This window comes from Collinsella sp. TF10-11AT (assembly GCF_003437565.1).
GTDB lineage: Bacteria > Actinomycetota > Coriobacteriia > Coriobacteriales > Coriobacteriaceae > Collinsella.
Window position 1 is genome coordinate 25,986 of record NZ_QSQW01000012.1, and the last position, 16,218, is coordinate 42,203.

A 16,218-nucleotide genomic window follows, 5' to 3' on the forward strand; every position below is an offset into this window, starting at 1 on the left:
AGAAACGCGAGCCGTCAATTGAAAAGCTGCAGAATGCCGGGGGCCGCCAAAACGAAGCACTCAAGCCAAGCAAGCAAACGTGTTATCGGAGCAACTTGCCATACCAGAACGCTTCGCAACAACAGCGGTAACCCCACAGGTCACTCAGACATCAGCGAGAAGCCAGCTGGCGAGGCAAGGTGCCGTGAAGCGAGACGGCATTGACCTTCTGGTCATGCCGTCGAAGCTGAGCGGCAGATTGCCCGCCAGATGGCTTCGCAGCGTCGACCGGTCCGGCGTTTGTTAAAACGCCGGAACCCCCTTAGTCGTGATACTCGCCGCGGTCCCACTTCTCGAGGAACTCGTCAAAGAAGTGCGGGTCAGCCTGAGCCTCGGCGTCGGCCTTATTGCAGGCGTCGATCTTGGCAATCAGGGCATCGTGCTCGGGAGTCTTCTCGTAGGGCTCCTCCAGGAAGGCAAGCATGATATCGGCCATCAGGAACTCGCCGGTGATCTTGCCGCCAAAGCCCACGATGTTGGCGTTGAGCTCGCGACGGGCATACAGGGCAGAGGTCATGTCGCGAACCAGGGCGCAGCGAGCGCCGGGAACCTTGTTGACGGCGTTGGTGATGCCGATGCCGGTGCCGCACAGGGCCACGCCAAAGTCGGCCTTGCCGCTGGCAACAGCCTCGCCCACGGCCTTACCGTAGATGGGATAGTGCGTACGGGTGTGGCTGTAGGTGCCGCAGTCGAGCACCTTGTAGCCAGCCTGCTCCAGGCGGTCGGCCAGATAGATCTTCTCGTCCGTAACGATATGGTCGCAACCGATTGCGATGGTCTTCTTCATCAGAACGTCCTTTCGTCTGAATTCACAAGTTGAGATAGAAGTTCGAGTTCTCGGTGGCTCTCGTTAGGCCATCTTGTTGAGCATGTCGACACGGATCTGGTGACGGCCGCCGGCGTACTGGGCGCGCAGGAACTCGCGGGCGATCTTCTTGGCGACCTCGGTGCCCACAACGCCCGGGCCCATGGTGACCATGCGCGAGCCGTTGTGCTCGCGGGTCATGTAGGCGGAACGCTCGTCGGAAATGTTGGCGACGACCATGCCCTTGATCTTGACGGCGGCCATATAGGAGCCGACGCCGTACTTATCGAATGCGAAGCCCTGGGAATCCTTGTGCTCCAGCAGGTCCTTGGCAACGGCGGTCGCGGAATCGACAAAGTCCGCAGCAGGGGTCTCGGAATAGTCGACGACCTCGTGACCGTCAGCGATGAGCATCTCCTTGATGGACTCCTTCATCGACATACCGTCGGCATCGGAAGCGATTACAACCCTCATGACATCCTCCTTGAGAGATACGCAGGTGCGTAGTTTCTGTTTGGAAGTGTTGAATCGCGTTCAGGTCCGGGCATCTGAATGTGCGGTTCTTCACTGTTCATGTTTATTTGAACACATTCGAACATAGGTTGCAACCATTATTTGTTTAACTTTGTTCTTTTTTGAACAAATACCGTTTACGGTTGATTGCCGACCGTTTGAGCCCGGCGCAGACGTAGCGACCATGTGTTCAACAAACAAAAGGGCGGCCGAGAACGTGTCTCGGCCGCCCTTCTTACGGTTGATCTTCCAAAGATCGCTTTGCCGCCTACTCAGACTGCCCGCTCTTCTTGGCATGTTTGGACGGAGCGCTCAGAAAACGTCCCGTTAAATAGTTCGCCGGGCCGGAAATATCGATCCCCAGCAGCGTGTGCCCCAGCCACAGAAACGCCGCGAGCACCAGCAATGGAATAACGCACGAAGTCACAATCATCACGATGACGCCTTCGATCAGATCGGTCACCTGTTGCACAATCTCATCGGTCATCTGTTTGGCGCCGTTGGTCACCGACGCGACAAGACCCGAGGCACCGTCGGCAAGCTGCTCAAGCACGTTCTTGGATTCTGTGGACTCGGACTTTTTCTTGCTCGTTTTGGAGCTATTGCCGTCTGCCGCACCCGCAGCGTCGGCCGCCTTTTGCTCGGCCGCTTCGATGCTCACCCGATACGTCTCGTCGACCTTTTGCGACACCCATACGCTTGCAGGCACCAAGGCCATGCCGATCACGGCAACCACCAGCACGCGGGTCGCCACGCGGCGCAGGACAGCGCTCGTGCTCCAGCGTCCGTGAATGCCAAGCGAGACCGCAAAGAGCACCAGCGCAAACGGGATTAAGATGCCCAAGCCAACCGACCACAAAATCGTGAGCAAATATTTCTCTAGGTAGAGCACGGCAAGCACGATGCCCAAGTTACCCGAAAGCTGCGCGAGCTGCTCGGCAACCGGCGTTCCCGTATCACCCGGCAGCGCGGTAATGCCCGCAGACAGCGCCACGCACGAGGTCGTGAGCGCCAAAACGTTGCCCTTCTTTTGGTCGATGACCTCGATGGTGGAGTCCCATGTTTTGGTATCGGCAAAATGCGGACGAGCCACAAAGCCCGACAGCAGCGCCAGTACCACGAGTGCAACGATAAAGCCAATCTGCAGCTTTTTGTTTGCGCACACGACATCGGACAGGCTGGGCTGCAGCTCGGTTACCGTCGTGTGCTCGGTTATCTGGACAGGACGCCCATGAGCCATCTCGTGCGCGTCTCTTTTTTGTATTGACCCGTTATCCGGCATTTGGATGCCTCCTCATTCCGGCCTGTATTGCGGTGGAAAGTATACCCACCCATCGAAAAACCGAACGGGAGGGCGTGCAGAAGCTCCATAACGCTGCTAGTCGAATAGTGCCATTTCAAAACTATGCCGGTTTACTACGATAAAACCGATAGGACCGACCACATTTGCTATTAGCAGAAAATGACAAGCTTTCTACCTGCGGCTTTGATAACGCTGCTCTTTCCATAGTTGAAAGAATGCGATTCATCGTAGTAAACCGGCATAGTTTTGTAACCGACAGACCGAGTCGGCACCGCAGCAAACCTAATGACCCGGTTTCTTCCATCCTCAAAGGATCGAATGCATGGCAGGAGTGTCCCAAACTGCCGGCAGATAAGGAACGTCCCCAAGTGCCGGGTAAACAGAAAAGCCCTGCCGCGGGTAGCGGCAGAGCTTTTGGAAGGGGACTTGGTTGTGAGAGCTCGTTAGGCGAGCTTAGCCTCGAGTGCGGCGATGCGCTTATAGGCATCGATGGTAAAGCGGGTCTGCTTCTCCAGGATCATGGTGGTCATGAGAGTGTCCTGAGCGTGAGCCATGATGAAGGTCATCTCCATCTCGCCGCCGCCGGCCTCCTGCGAAAGCAGCTTGGTCTGCGTGTCGTGGGCGCCGATAAGTGCATCGCTGGCATCCTTGTGCAGCTGCTCGGCCTTCTCAAAATCACCCTCGCGAGCAGCATCGAGCGCTGCAAGCAGATCGGTCTGGGCGTCGCCCGCGTATGCGACAATCTCAAATCCAACCATCGAGATTTCTTCTTTGGTTGCCATATTGCGTTCCTTTCACATATGAACCAACGGAGAGCATCGCGTCCGGGCATACGCGCTGCGCTGTGTATGGCAGGAACATTAACATTCAAACAAAAAAGAACAGCGCAAAACGTAATTTCGAGCTATGAACGGTTGCTTTTCACCCGTGAACGGTTTTTAAACCAATCTGAACATTCTCAAACACAATTAGCGGCAACCCAAACAGGTCCGCACCCTAGCGTATATCGCGCACCGTATCGCCCTCGACGAGCACACCCGGAAACAGCATGTGCTCCACACCGGGTGCAGCGCCCTCGGCGCCGGCAATCTTGTCGACCGCCCACATGCCGACGCGCTTGTTGTCAAAGCGCACCGTAGTCAGGCGACGATCGGGCACGATATCGCCCAAACTATCGTCAACACCCACCACGCTTACGTCCTGGGGCACGTGCTTCCCGCGCGACTCGAGCCCGCGAATGCAGCCGTAGGCCATGGCATCGTTGGAAGCATAAATGGCTGTGCAGTTCGAATCGTCCGCAAGCACCTGGCCGGCGGCATATCCGCTCTGTGCCGTCCAATCGCCACGGACGAGTCGCGGCGGCTCAATACCATGCGCGCGCAATGTCTCGCGCCAGCCCTCCTCGCGACGCATGCCCGAAAGCGAGCGCTCGGGGCACGAGATAAAGTGCACGGTCTTGTGCCCCTGCTCCAGCAGGTACTCGACCACCTGGCGCGAGCAATCGAACTGGTCGTTATCGACTGTTGAACAGAGCGGGTGCTCCAGCATGGTAACGAGCACCGTCTGCATACCGGGCAGCGGCTCGAAGGTGCCAAAGTCCGCCGGCATGCGATTCATGATCACAACCATGCCATCCACCGGCAGCGCGCTCATGCGCGACGATGCGCTCTCGAGGGTATACGGATGCCCGTCTACTTTAGTGAGGGTGATGGCATAGCCATGTTTGTCGGCCGCGGCGGCAAAGCCCTCCATACGGTCGAGGTTGCCGGTGCCGGTAATGTTGAACATGGCGACGCCGACGGTCTTAAACTTGCCGCGGCGCAGCGATCGACCGGCAAAATTGGGGCGATACCCCAGCTCGCGCATGGCGGCGCGCACGCGCTCCTTGGTCTCGAGGCGCACGCTGGGCGAATCGTGCACCGTACGCGAGACTGTCTGCTCCGAGACGCCCGCGAGACGCGCCACGTCCTTAACGGAAACCGATTTTTTAACAGCGGCCATAGGTCGATCTTTCTATGTCAACGATGCCATTGAAGACATCCTGCGCAGTCATTTTGAACACCTTTAAGTATATCCAACGCCTCCCCAACGATACGCTTACCACCCAAAACCTACCGTTCACCGACAATTCTGCTTCCCCGAGCGGCTTTTGTCGCCCAAATGTTAACGTTGCCATTGTGCAAACACAGAGCCACCGGGCGGCTCAAACGTTTACGCGCAAGGAATCGACGGTCCACAGGCACAAGGGCCACCGGTTCGCGTCTTTTTTTGTGCCGCAAAATGGCAACGTCAACATTTTGGCAACCGAACGTCAAAAGCTACCATCGTTGCTAACCCACCGACTCTTAGGAGCATTGCATGGAGCAACTCATCGCCATCATCGAAAAGGGCCAGCCCTTTTTCAACGCGATCGCCCGCAACAAGTACCTCAAGGCGATCCGCGACGGCTTTATCTCCGTCATCCCCATCATCATCTTCTCGTCCATCTTCTGCCTGGTAGCCTCGGTCCCCAACATCTGGGGTTTCTACTGGCCCGATGACATCAACAACGCCCTGTGGAAGTGCTACAACTACTCCATGGGCATTCTGGCCATCGCCTGCGCCGCCACCACGGCCAAGCACTTCGCCGACGCCCAGAACCGCGATCTACCCAAGAACAACCAGATCAACTTCATCTCGTGCATGTGCGCAGCCATCATCGGCTTCTTGCTCCTTTCGAGCGACACGATCGCCACGGATGCTGCCAGCGGCTTCAACACCACCTACCTTGGTTCCAAAGGCCTGTTGACCGCCTTTATCGCTGCGTTTGTGACCGGCATCATCTACAAGTTCTTCATTAAGCGCAACATCACCGTCAAGATGCCCGAGCAGGTTCCGCCCAACATCTCGCAGACCTTTAAGGACATCATCCCCTTCTCCGTCTGCATCACCGTCTTTTGGGTCTTTGACATCGTCTTCCGCGCTGCCTTTGGCTTCTGCTTTGCCCAGGGCGTCATCCAGGTGTTCCAGCCCCTGTTCACCGCCGCCGACGGCTATATCGGCCTCGCTGTGATCTACGGCGCTATGAGCCTCTTCTGGTTCGTCGGCGTCCACGGCCCCTCGATCGTCGAGCCCGCCATCGCCGCCGCTCTCGTTGCCAACATGACCGACAACCTGGCTGCATTCCAGGCCGGCGAGCACGCCACCGCCGTCCTGACGCAGGGAGCCCAGTACTTCGTCGTCTGCATGGGCGGCACCGGCGCCACGCTCGTCCTGGTCTTTATGTTCTGCTTCCTGGCCAAGTCCCAGGAGATGCGCGCCGTCGGCAAAGCAGCCATCGTCCCCGTGTGCTTTGCCGTCAACGAGCCGCTGCTGTTCGCCGCGCCTATCGTGCTCAACCCCGTCTTCTTTGTCCCGTTTGTCTTTGCCCCGATCGCCAACATCTGGATCCTCAAGGTCTTTATCGACTTCTTGGGCATGAACGGCTTTATGTACACCCTGCCCTGGACCGTCCCCGGCCCCATCGGCACCATCATGGGCCTGGGCTTCCAGCCGCTCGCCTTTGTGATGCTCGCCATCATCCTAGTCATCGACTTTGCCCTGTACTACCCGTTCTTCCGTGCCTATGACGCCCAGAAGTGCGCCGAGGAGGCCGAGATCTCCCAGGAGGAGCTCGCCGCCAAGAACGCCGAGAAGGCCGCCAAGCTCAACGACGCCTTCCAGGGCAAGGCCGATGCCAAGAGCGTTGCCGCCGGTGCCGCAGCCGAGGCCGTGAAGGCCGACGCCCCCACCGCTTCCACAGCACCCGCTGCCGAGGCAACGACCGCCAGCGACCTCAACGGCAAGCGCGTGCTCGTGCTCTGCCAGGGTGGCGGAACCTCGGGCCTGCTCGCCAACGCGCTGGCCAAGGCTGCCAAGGAGCGCGGCATCAATCTGGAGACCGCTGCCGAGGCCTATGGCAACCACGTCGACATGCTCCCCGACTTTGACCTGGTCGTCCTGGCCCCGCAGGCCGCCAGCTACCTGGCCGACCTGCAGAAAGACTGCGAGCGTGTGGGCAACAAGTGCGTCGCCTGCCGCGGTAAGCAGTACATCGAGCTCTCCCAGAACGGCGACAAGTCTCTCGCCTTCGTAAGCGAGCAACTCTCGAAGTAAGTAACGCTCAGGGCCAGCCGACCATCCAAGACCGGCTGGCCCTTCGATTTAGACGATTGGATCATCATGTCCGTTAACCCTGCTAGCGTCACCAACCCGCCTGCGCAGTTTCCCGAGGACTTTGTCTTTGGCGGCGCCACTGCTGCCTACCAGGTAGAGGGCGAGACCCGCACCCACGGTAAGGGCAAGGTCGCCTGGGACGACTTCTTGGAGGCCCAGGGCCGCTTCTCTCCCGATCCCGCTTCCGACTTCTACAACCAGTACCCCGTCGACCTGGAGCTGTGCGAGGAGTTCGGCATCAACGGCATTCGTCTCTCCATCGCCTGGAGCCGCATCTTCCCCAATGGCACCGGCGAGATTAACCCCGAGGGTGTCCAGTTCTACCACGACCTCTTCGCCGAGTGCCACAAGCACCACGTTGAGCCGTTTGTCACGCTGCATCACTTTGACACGCCGCTTCCCCTCTTTGAGAAGGGCGACTTCCTCCACCGCGAGACCATCGACGCCTTTGTGGACTTTGCCACCTTTTGCTTTAAGGAGTACGCCGACCAGGTAACCTACTGGTTCACCTTTAACGAGATCTGGGCCGACGCCTCCAACACCTACATCGAGGGTACCTTCCCCGGCGGCGTCAAGGCGCATCTGGCCGAGGCTTTCCAGTGCGAGCACAACATGATGCTCGCCCACGCCAAGGCGGTACTGGCCTTCCACAACGGCGGCTTTAAGGGCAAGATCGGCGTCATTCAGTCGTTGGAGTTCAAGTACCCGCTCAACGAGAACGACCCCGCCGACATCAAGGCCGCCAACAACGAGCACGTACTGCAAAACCAGTTCCTGCTCGACGCCACCTTCCGCGGCGACTATGCCCCCGACACCCTCGAGTGCGCCAACCGCCTGGCTGCAGTCTCCGGCGGCACCATCGAGATCCGCGAGGAGGATCTCGAGATCATGCGCGAGGCAGCGCTCTACAACGACTACCTGGGCGTTAACAACTACCAGTGCCGCTTCCTCAAGGCTTACGACGGCGAGAACGACCTGCACCACAACGGTACGGGCGAGAAGGGCACCGGTCGCTGGCGCGTCAAGGGCATTGGCGAGCATGTGAACAAGCCCGGCATCCCCACCACCGACTGGGACTGGATCATCTATCCCGAGGGTCTGTTCGATCTGCTCGTCTACATTAAGCAGCGCTACCCCAACTACAAGCAGATCTTCATCACCGAGAACGGCATGGGCTACAAGGACCCCTACAAGGACGGTTTTGTGGACGACCAGCCGCGCATCGACTACATCGAGCAGCACCTGCGCTGGTTGCTCAAGGCCATGGAGGTGGGCGTCAACGTGGGCGGCTACTTCCTGTGGAGCCTGCAGGACCAGTTCTCCTGGACCAACGGCTACAACAAGCGCTATGGCTTCTTCTACGTAGACTTTGAGACCCAAAAGCGCACGCCCAAGGCGAGCGCCTACTGGTACAAGCACGTGGCGCAGACCCGTCGTCTGGACTAGTGGCTTGCGACGAGCGGCATTGCCCCACTCACATAACTTGTCCCCATTTCTCAGCCGGGGGCGGCACGTCACACGGCGCGCCGCCCCCGGCCTTTGTGTTTGGGCGGACCGGGAGCCGTTTGTCTCGATCTGTAACATCTGACCCGCGGTTTCGGCCCCAACTGTTACAGATCGAGATGAACACACAGGGCAATCCTCTCAGTCTCAATCTGTAACATCTAGCTAAGTTTTTGGGTCCTAGTTGTTACAGATCGAGATGAACACACGAGCCAACCCTCTCAATCTAAATCTGTAACAACTAGCTTGTGTTTTCGCCCCTAGCTGTTACAGATCGAGACAAATAAAATAGACCGGGCTGACAATCTCAGCCGCATGCCCCCTTTTTGGCCGCATTCCACCGATCAGATAAAGATCGTCATATACAGAGGTAGATATATCCTATGCCCTTCAGCCCTGAGCTGTTTTGGGTGAAGAACTATCTCTTCTCCGACTCGTCGTTCGAATCGTCTGCCGAAATCGTCAAGCGAGATTGTTGAATACGATTTGGAAGATTTAACTTCAACAGGAGTGACCCGCGGTTTTCCAGCCGCGTCTTCAAAGCCGCGCGAAACAAGAAAATCAATTTCACGCGTTCTGGGCCGACTCCCCTCTGTTTTGGAAGGCTCCTGCCAGCTGTAATAAAAAAGCGAATGCCCCAGACTCTTAAGCTGCTGCGCCACGATGTTCTCGATTAGCATTCCTTTATTAATTGAAATTCTTCCAAATTGAATGTCTCTATGAACATCCATAAGGTCCGGACCATCATCAAACGCCAAGCTCACGAGCAATCCCGTGTCCGCCATATAGCATTTAAGCGAAGACGCGTCCTCGTGCAAGCGGTAACCCACGCTCGGATCGCTGCATAAATAGCAACGGTTAATCAGTCGCGCATCCTCAAGCCAAATTAACGCCGACTCATATGTCTCAAAACGGGACCCCTTCTCCAAGCTGTCAAATTTGAACCGTTTATTTGCCGCAGATAATTGACCCGGAATATCGTCATAAACCGCCCGCGCACGTCTAGCGTCCGAACCTCCAAACTTGGCAATGTCCTCCCTGTACAGTGCGATAATCTGCCGTTTAACCCTGTCGCATCCTCTAAAATCATTCTCTGCCACAAAGGAGTCGACCGACTGAGGCATACCACCGACAAGCATATACTCATCAAATAATCTCATGCACGTCGCATGAACGCCGTCCGGAAGCGCGGTCCGAGATTCGCGCGCTTTACGGATCTCTTCTGCATAAAGATCTTTTCCGGTCGCCCAAAGATACTCCTCAAAATCGAGGGGCTCGAGAGGGATTCTTTCTTCCTCTGACGGTATGACAATGCTATCGACATTCTTTTTGATGGAGACAAGAGAGCCTGTCTCGATGTAATCAAATCTGCCGTCTTCTACAAGATGCTTTATGTATTCGCGCGCGATGGGAAACCGCTGCACTTCATCAAAAATGACCAGCGACTCTCTCGGTTCGAGGGCCTTACCATACTGCAGCTGAAGCATGCGTAAAAAAAGATCGACATCTTCACGATGGTTCAGAAATATATCGAGCGTGGCTTTGCTAGCAGCCGAAAAGTCAATGTACAGATAATCCTTGTATTCATTTTGCGCGAAGCACTTGACGAGCGTCGTTTTGCCAACGCGTCTTGCACCCTCAATAAGCACCGCAGTGCGCCCTTGCGAGCGTTCTTTCCACTCCTGCAGACGATCATATGCCTTCCGTTTAAACATAATCTCACCTCAGCATAATTTACGTGCTAGTTTACAAAAATACCGACCTTCAGATATATCTAATAATACAAAAATACCGAGCTTTAAATGAGCTTATAGCTACAAAAATACCGACCATTGCATTGGCCGAAACACGCAATATCTCCCGCGGCACTCGCTAGCAAATGACCTGCGTGTGCTCCTCGATGGCGGCGCGGTCCTCGTCGGCAATATCCGGCTCGCACACCACAGCGTCCAAATTGTCCAGGCGGCAGAAGGTGTAGAAGTCGCGCTTGCCGATCTTGCTAGAGTCGGCGATCAGATAGCGCGAGTCAGCCTTGCTAAAGGCGAGCTGCTGGATGCGGCCCTCGTCCATGTTAGACGTGGACACGTCGCCGTCCAAAATGCCATTAGCGCCGATAAACGCCGCATCGATGCCCAGCGCGCGCAAGGTGTCCTCGGCCATGGGGCCCACAAAGGCGGCGGTGCGACGGCGATACATGCCGCCCACGAGGCACAGGTCGCAGTCTTCGCGCGCCTCGAGCAGGTTAAACACCGAAAGCGAATTGGTCACAATGCGCAGGCGAAACGTCGGCAGCATCGAGGCCATCTGCTCAACCGTGGTGCCCGTGCCCAAAAAGATGGTCGAGCCCTCCTCGATAAGCTCCACAGCACGGCGCGCAATCTGCAGCTTTTCCTCGGCATGCTTAGTGCGCTTTTCGCTGTGCGAATACTCATGGCGCAACATAGCGTGCGGACGGCCCTGTGCACTGCGGGCTCCGCCGTGCACGCGCTCAATCTCGCCTAGGCTCGCAAGTTCTTCGAGGTCGCGGCGAATCGTCATGTCCGAAACGCCCAACGCATCCGAAATCTCTTTGACCGAGACCGTGCCCTGCTCCTCGAGCAGCTGACGAACCTTATCCTGTCGCTCTGCCTTAATCACGATGAATCCTCGCCGTTCTTTGCGCGCATATCATTCAAACAGTAACGAACAAATTGTATCAGACTCGTACGCGTCAAAAATGAACGCCCGCACAGCTCCAATCATCACTTTTTTGAGAAAAATACCCCCAGCTTTAGTGGGGTGTAGTGATAATCTCGCCTGTTCGCGCTACAGTTTGTCGGAAATACCTCGATGTTAGGAACCAAATGATCACTTCCGAGCTTTTCGGCACCGCGCCGTGCGGTACCCCCGTTCATCGTTACACCCTCGACGGGCCCGAGATCTGCGTTCGCATTATGGACTATGGCGCCACGGTGCTTGGTATCGATGTGCCCGACATTCCCGGCAACGTGCGCGATGTGGTGCTGGGCTTCGATAAGCTCGAGGATTACTTTGACAACCCCGCCTGCTTTGGCGCGACCATCGGCCCTGTGGCAAACCGCACCGCTGGCGCCACGATCGCCATCGACGGCACGGACTGGCATATGCCCGCCAACGAGGGCGCCAACAACCTGCACAGCGACCTTGAGCACGGCCTGCACAAACGTGTGTGGGATGTTGAGCTCGACGAGGTCCATAACGCCGTGCGCATGACCACCTCGCTTAAGGATGGCGAGCTGGGCCTGCCCGGCAACCGAACCTTTACGGCCGTGTTTACCGTTACGCGCACCGGCGTCTTCCGCATCGATTATGGCTGCGAGAGCGACCGCGCCACCTACGTGTCCATGACCAACCACACGTACTTTAACCTTGCAGGCCATAACGCCGGCATGGACTGCGAACATTTCTTTGTCGCCAACGCCGCCCACTACCTGCCCATTAACGAGCAGAACATCCCCACCGGCGAGATTGCTCCGGTCGAGGGAACACCGTTTGACTTTCGCGAGCTGCGCCCCGTCGCGCCTGGCATGGAGGCCGACGATCCGCAGATTAAGCAGGCCCGTGGCTACGATCACTGTCTGTGCATCGATGGCTATCAGTACGGCCGTAATCTGCGCCGCGCGATGCACGTCGAGGAGATGTGGACCGGCCGTGAGCTGGACTACTACACCACCGCCCCGGGCGTGCAGCTCTACACCGGCAACTGGCTGGGCGACGAGCACGCCAAGGACGATGCCAACTATGGCTGGGGCGCCGGCTTTGCCCTCGAGGCCGAGATGTACCCCGACACGCCGCACCAGCCGCTATTCCCGCAGGGCATTGTGGGCCCGGGTCACCCCTACAGCAATGTGATCGAGTACCACTTTATGAGGCATTAAGCCCACAACGCGACATATCGCACACCAGCGCCCGCCGGCACCACCGCCGGCGGGCGTTTTTTCATCTTTTGGGCTCATTTTTGCTGTGACTGTATGGGTGACATATCAAAACTATGTCCATTTACTACGTTTAGCCCGGGATGCTCGACCATGCACCGATTTTTGTTAAATTCGCGAGCCGTCTACCTGCGGTTTTGTTTTTCTCAAATCCGACATGCTCGGCGATAGCCGATCAAACGTAGTAAATGGACATAGTTTTTGGCAGGCGGCATCGCGCGTATCCCTCGCAAGGGCAAAATAATCCGGTTTCCTCCGTCCCCAAGGGATCAGTTGAACAGATTGCCGATGGGGTCGGGGGCAGAACTGGGGAGATAGCGGATTTCTAGCTCTATACCGAGTGCTTGCAGCTCTTTGAAGGCAGCGACGTCTGCGTCGTCTACGGCAACTGCAGGCGTTATGGGGCGCTTGCCTTCCCCTGCTTGCATGTGACCGATGCTGATCTTGGTGATCGGCACACCACCCTTAACCAGCGCGAGCGCATCGGCGGGTGAGGCCACCATGATCAGAATCCATTGACGCGGCGTTGCGGTATGAATGATGTCGATGGTCCTTTGCACCGAGAAAAACCGCATCCACACGCCTTCTGGCGCCGCGACCCTCATAGGCGCCCACTTGCGCGAATCCGCCGCAATCTCGTCGTTAACGATTAGGACGAGGTTGGAACCAACCGCCTCATTCCACAGCACAACGTCTTGCCCGTAAATGAAACGGTCGTCGATGCGTGTGAGAAGAATCTTGGGTTGAGCCATCGCTGCCCCATTCTGTTTGAGACCCGTAAGAGCAAGACATCGCGTCTCCAATATTAGTGCATTTAAAGTGAGAAAAGCCGTCAGAACACTTGCGCGGATGTGCGATGTCCCGTATCATAGACAGCCGTTGACGCCTCAGTTGCGTCACCACATGGCCGCCAGCGTAGCTCAGTTGGTAGAGCACCGCTCTCGTAAAGCGGGGGTCACCGGTTCGAGCCCGGTCGCTGGCTCCATTGCACAAGATAGCCGCCTTCGGGCGGCTTTTTTGTTGCCGATTTTGAGTGCGCACGCCAATCCAGACCACAGAGCGCCGACAACTCCCCCTACTCAAAACGGAAAACCCCGCCAAACGTGATTTCCCTAGGGAAAAAACGCTTGGCGGGGTCCTGGCGTGTTTTCCCTAAGGGGATCACGCCATCAGACGAGCAGCTCAGCCGAGCAGTTCGCTACTCCTCCCAGTAAGCATCTGCAAGCAGCTTAAAGCAGATCTTCTTGACCGGCTGCGCGCCATCGCCCGGGAACTCGAGCGTGGGCATGTGAGGCTCGCCGGCAACAAACAGCGCAAACTTGTCGTCAGCAAGATCGCCGGCGATCGAGGCGTCGGAATCGACCAGATCGTAGTCGTCCTTCTCGTCAAACTCCTGGACCAGCGTCAGGCTGCCCGTAGCGACCTTAAAGGCCTCACGACCCTCAACATCAATCTGCAGGTCGTGATAGCGCTGATGCGTCTCATAGTGAGCCTCGGCCTCGGGACGCGTCGTGGGAGCCATGACGTTCGCAAAGACCTTGTCGCCCAGAATCGGATGGCTGCCGACCTCGAGCTTCGCCGGATCGTTCTCCTCGAGCCAGTCGATCAGCACATCGAGGCCCTTGAGCATTCCGCGGTATTCCTCGATATCGCCCAGTGCACCGTAAATCATCTAAATCCCCTCTCGGATCGTTTCTTTGGCGGCTACTCGGCAAACGCGTTACCGACGCTGTTGCCACCCACATACGTCTCGACCAGGCTAAGGTCGGGATTGAACACGACGAAGTCGGCGTCGCGCCCCGGCATAATGCTACCGCACTTGTCATCGGCTCTAACCACAAGCAAGCAACCGATGCCGGGGCCGACGCCCAAGCTCTTACAGCTCGGTCACGACAACGCCGTTGTAGACCTCGTCCCAACGGTCCATGACCAAGTGGCCAGTCATGGGATCCATGGCGTTGAGCTTGCCGCAGGTGTTGGCGGTACGCAGCACCGTCTCATCATCCGCGCCGGCTGCGATGGCGTGCGCGAAGCCGGCAATGGTCGAATCGCCAGAGCCCGTAGCGTTAACGGCAGGGATATCGGGAGTCTTGGCGCGGAACGCACGGCCGTTATGGAAACCCACGGAACCGGCAGCGCCCATGGACACGACGACCCAGGGGATATCGGAGAAGCGGGCATCAGAGGCGAGCGCGGCGCGGAGCTCGTCCACATCGTCGGTGGTAAAGTTCGTACCCAAAAGGCCGTTGATCTCGGTCAGGTTAGGCTTGACCAGCTCGGGCTTAATTTCGGACTTAAGGGCGGCCTCGAGCGAAGCACCCGAGGTATCGAGCAACACCTTGGCACCGGCGTTCTCGGCAATGCCCGTGATCTTGGCGTAGTAGTCCGCCTCGACGCCGCGGGGCAGCGAACCCGAGATGGTGACGACGTCGGCCTTGCCCGCAAGCTCGGTAAACTTGGCGGTAAAGGCATCGAGCTCCTCGGGGGCAATCGTCGGGCCGCTCTCGAGCAGCTCGGTCTGGTTGCCGGCGTGAAGGATGTTGAGGCAAATACGAGTCTCGCCCTTGATGGGTACAAAATCATTCTTAATGCCGTTGGCATCCATGAGCTCGGCCATGTAGGCGCCCATGTGGCCGCCGAGCAGACCGGTTGCCACAACGTCGTCGCCCAGCTGATCCAGGACGCGGGCCACGTTAAGGCCCTTGCCGCCGGCGGTCTTTTCGGGCGTCACGCGGTTGACGTCGTCGATAATGAGCTCATCGAGCTGATAGCGCGTATCAACAGACGGGTTCATCGTAACGGTGAGGATCATTTTTAGCTCCTTATCTCGCAGGCTCCTTGTGCCTCGCGATACGAGTCGACAAAACGGAATTACAGAATCTCAATCGTGAACGAGCGAACGACGGTCTCCTTGGGCTTGGCGATAAGGCAGCCGCGCTTGTGCTCAAGCACGTCATCCTCATCGGAACAGGTCGAGAGGCCGCCCCAGGGCTCAACTGCCACAAAATCGCCCTCGGGCTTACTCCACACGATGAGGTACGGAAAGCCCTCGAAGCTCAGGCGAACGCCCTTGTCCTCGCCCTTTTTGGAAAGCGTGACCTGACGACTCTCGAGTACGTCAAAGATGGTCTCCGCAAAATCGAAGAGCTCGTGCGACAGGGGCAGCGTCTTTCCCACCATGGGGTTCTTGGAGCGCTTGTCCACGTCAATCAAGCCAGTCGAAGGGACAGCGGTGCAAAGCTCTGCAGCCTCTTCTTTCTCAAAGCGCAACTCGTAGTCCGTATAGGCCTCGCCCTCATCGAGCGGGCACCTAAAGCCGGGATGCCCACCGATAAAGAACGGCATGTCCTCGGTGCCCTCGTTGGTAACCTCATAGGAGACGCGCACGGTATCCCCCTCAAGCGCATAACGAGCGACAAGCTTAAACGGGTACGGATAATCGCTCAGCAGCGCGGCGTTATCCTCCGAAGCCAGGCACATCGCCAGCTCGTTCTCGCTCTGGCTCAGCAGCTTCCACTCCTGTTTGCGCGCAAACCCGTGGCGAGCGAGCTTCACATGATGCCCGGCAAACGTCATGGCGCTACCATCACGCAGGCCTCCGCAAATCGGGAAGCAAATCGGTGCCTGGCCGGACCACACGGCGGGATCACCCTGCCACAAGTACTCGCGACCTCCAGCCTCAATCGAGGTAAACGAGCCGCCGGCCGTGGAGACCTTGATAGAAATCGAATCGTTGGAGAGAGCGTATTCCATTGTCCATCCTTTCGAACAACTGCTTTTTGCTCGCAAGAACCCGTCTCGGCCCTGACCAAAGGACAAACCCGCACGTTCATCGATGCGTCCGGTATCCCAGCCATGCAACGGGGTACCATACAGACATTGATGCAATTACAGCTGAAAGGCCTTCT

At 57.5% G+C, this 16,218-nt stretch carries 15 protein-coding genes and 1 tRNA gene; 4 read left to right on the forward strand and 12 right to left on the reverse strand.

The window, feature by feature from the left end:
• Positions 1–301 precede the first annotated feature (301 nt).
• From lacB to DXC99_RS08295, 5 genes are all read right to left on the reverse strand, one after another.
• Positions 302–826 (reverse strand): galactose-6-phosphate isomerase subunit LacB, encoded by a 525-nt coding sequence (lacB, locus tag DXC99_RS08275; RefSeq protein ID WP_006234831.1) that lies wholly within the window; start codon positions 824–826, stop codon positions 302–304.
• Between the two features lie 63 nt (positions 827–889).
• A complete protein-coding gene (gene lacA, locus DXC99_RS08280; protein WP_006234830.1) occupies positions 890–1,318 on the reverse strand; it encodes a galactose-6-phosphate isomerase subunit LacA in 429 nt (142 codons plus the stop codon).
• 307 nt (positions 1,319–1,625) lie between these two features.
• A complete protein-coding gene (locus DXC99_RS08285) occupies positions 1,626–2,639 on the reverse strand; it encodes a hypothetical protein (RefSeq protein WP_147330253.1) in 1,014 nt (337 codons plus the stop codon).
• A 464-nt stretch (positions 2,640–3,103) separates the two neighbouring features.
• Positions 3,104–3,442: a PTS lactose/cellobiose transporter subunit IIA gene (locus DXC99_RS08290; RefSeq protein WP_089572387.1), complete on the reverse strand. Its 339-nt coding sequence runs from the start codon at positions 3,440–3,442 to the stop codon at positions 3,104–3,106.
• 214 nt (positions 3,443–3,656) lie between these two features.
• Positions 3,657–4,661: a LacI family DNA-binding transcriptional regulator gene (locus DXC99_RS08295; protein WP_117629880.1), complete on the reverse strand. Its 1,005-nt coding sequence runs from the start codon at positions 4,659–4,661 to the stop codon at positions 3,657–3,659.
• A 357-nt stretch (positions 4,662–5,018) separates the two neighbouring features.
• Between DXC99_RS08295 and DXC99_RS08300 the strand changes: the two genes are divergently transcribed.
• On the forward strand, positions 5,019–6,794 hold the full coding sequence (locus DXC99_RS08300) for a lactose/cellobiose PTS transporter subunit IIB (RefSeq protein WP_117629881.1): 1,776 nt from the start codon (positions 5,019–5,021) through the stop codon (positions 6,792–6,794).
• 66 nt (positions 6,795–6,860) lie between these two features.
• Complete coding sequence (gene lacG, locus DXC99_RS08305; RefSeq protein WP_117629882.1) at positions 6,861–8,300, forward strand: 6-phospho-beta-galactosidase; 1,440 nt, start codon at positions 6,861–6,863, stop codon at positions 8,298–8,300.
• 401 nt (positions 8,301–8,701) lie between these two features.
• On the opposite strand, the gene DXC99_RS08310 is transcribed toward lacG, so the two are convergent.
• Both DXC99_RS08310 and DXC99_RS08315 read right to left on the reverse strand, forming a co-directional pair.
• Positions 8,702–10,072 carry an ATP-binding protein gene (locus tag DXC99_RS08310; protein WP_117629883.1) on the reverse strand — a complete coding sequence of 457 codons (1,371 nt, stop codon included), beginning with the start codon at positions 10,070–10,072 and terminating at the stop codon, positions 8,702–8,704.
• 157 nt (positions 10,073–10,229) lie between these two features.
• Positions 10,230–10,994 (reverse strand): DeoR/GlpR family DNA-binding transcription regulator, encoded by a 765-nt coding sequence (locus tag DXC99_RS08315; protein WP_233505706.1) that lies wholly within the window; start codon positions 10,992–10,994, stop codon positions 10,230–10,232.
• 206 nt (positions 10,995–11,200) lie between these two features.
• Between DXC99_RS08315 and DXC99_RS08320 the strand changes: the two genes are divergently transcribed.
• Positions 11,201–12,253, forward strand: coding sequence for an aldose epimerase family protein (locus DXC99_RS08320; RefSeq protein ID WP_117629884.1), 1,053 nt, complete (start codon positions 11,201–11,203; stop codon positions 12,251–12,253).
• A 326-nt stretch (positions 12,254–12,579) separates the two neighbouring features.
• On the opposite strand, the gene DXC99_RS08325 is transcribed toward DXC99_RS08320, so the two are convergent.
• Positions 12,580–13,062, reverse strand: a complete 483-nt coding sequence (locus DXC99_RS08325; RefSeq protein ID WP_117629885.1) for a PTS sugar transporter subunit IIB — start codon at positions 13,060–13,062, stop codon at positions 12,580–12,582.
• A gap of 157 nt (positions 13,063–13,219) precedes the next feature.
• On the opposite strand from DXC99_RS08325, the gene DXC99_RS08330 reads away from it, so the two are divergent.
• Positions 13,220–13,295: transfer RNA gene (locus DXC99_RS08330), tRNA-Thr, on the forward strand.
• 213 nt (positions 13,296–13,508) lie between these two features.
• Here the strand turns inward: DXC99_RS08330 and DXC99_RS08335 are convergent.
• Genes DXC99_RS08335 through DXC99_RS08350 form a run of 4 tightly spaced genes read right to left on the reverse strand, consistent with a single transcriptional unit; the run spans position 13,509 to position 16,063 of the window.
• Positions 13,509–13,982, reverse strand: coding sequence for a YhcH/YjgK/YiaL family protein (locus DXC99_RS08335; protein ID WP_117629886.1), 474 nt, complete (start codon positions 13,980–13,982; stop codon positions 13,509–13,511).
• A gap of 32 nt (positions 13,983–14,014) precedes the next feature.
• Positions 14,015–14,149, reverse strand: a complete 135-nt coding sequence (locus DXC99_RS10585; protein ID WP_255413312.1) for a hypothetical protein — start codon at positions 14,147–14,149, stop codon at positions 14,015–14,017.
• A gap of 37 nt (positions 14,150–14,186) precedes the next feature.
• Complete coding sequence (locus DXC99_RS08345) at positions 14,187–15,122, reverse strand: hexose kinase (RefSeq protein WP_117629887.1); 936 nt, start codon at positions 15,120–15,122, stop codon at positions 14,187–14,189.
• Between the two features lie 59 nt (positions 15,123–15,181).
• Positions 15,182–16,063 (reverse strand): aldose 1-epimerase family protein, encoded by an 882-nt coding sequence (locus DXC99_RS08350; RefSeq protein ID WP_117629888.1) that lies wholly within the window; start codon positions 16,061–16,063, stop codon positions 15,182–15,184.
• Positions 16,064–16,218 lie beyond the last annotated feature (155 nt).

What these genes read in the sequence shown, in the direction of transcription:
- DXC99_RS08350 (WP_117629888.1), bottom strand. Translation starts at nt 16,063, where the DNA reads ATGGAATACGCTCTCTCCAACGATTCGATTTCTATCAAGGTCTCCACG.
- DXC99_RS08345 (WP_117629887.1), bottom strand. Translation starts at nt 15,122, where the DNA reads ATGATCCTCACCGTTACGATGAACCCGTCTGTTGATACGCGCTATCAG.
- DXC99_RS08320 (WP_117629884.1), top strand. Translation starts at nt 11,201, where the DNA reads ATGATCACTTCCGAGCTTTTCGGCACCGCGCCGTGCGGTACCCCCGTT.
- lacB (WP_006234831.1), bottom strand. Translation starts at nt 826, where the DNA reads ATGAAGAAGACCATCGCAATCGGTTGCGACCATATCGTTACGGACGAG.
- lacG (WP_117629882.1), top strand. Translation starts at nt 6,861, where the DNA reads ATGTCCGTTAACCCTGCTAGCGTCACCAACCCGCCTGCGCAGTTTCCC.
- DXC99_RS08335 (WP_117629886.1), bottom strand. Translation starts at nt 13,982, where the DNA reads ATGATTTACGGTGCACTGGGCGATATCGAGGAATACCGCGGAATGCTC.
- DXC99_RS08295 (WP_117629880.1), bottom strand. Translation starts at nt 4,661, where the DNA reads ATGGCCGCTGTTAAAAAATCGGTTTCCGTTAAGGACGTGGCGCGTCTC.
- DXC99_RS08290 (WP_089572387.1), bottom strand. Translation starts at nt 3,442, where the DNA reads ATGGCAACCAAAGAAGAAATCTCGATGGTTGGATTTGAGATTGTCGCA.
- DXC99_RS08325 (WP_117629885.1), bottom strand. Translation starts at nt 13,062, where the DNA reads ATGGCTCAACCCAAGATTCTTCTCACACGCATCGACGACCGTTTCATT.
- DXC99_RS08285 (WP_147330253.1), bottom strand. Translation starts at nt 2,639, where the DNA reads ATGCCGGATAACGGGTCAATACAAAAAAGAGACGCGCACGAGATGGCT.
- lacA (WP_006234830.1), bottom strand. Translation starts at nt 1,318, where the DNA reads ATGAGGGTTGTAATCGCTTCCGATGCCGACGGTATGTCGATGAAGGAG.
- DXC99_RS08300 (WP_117629881.1), top strand. Translation starts at nt 5,019, where the DNA reads ATGGAGCAACTCATCGCCATCATCGAAAAGGGCCAGCCCTTTTTCAAC.
- DXC99_RS08310 (WP_117629883.1), bottom strand. Translation starts at nt 10,072, where the DNA reads ATGTTTAAACGGAAGGCATATGATCGTCTGCAGGAGTGGAAAGAACGC.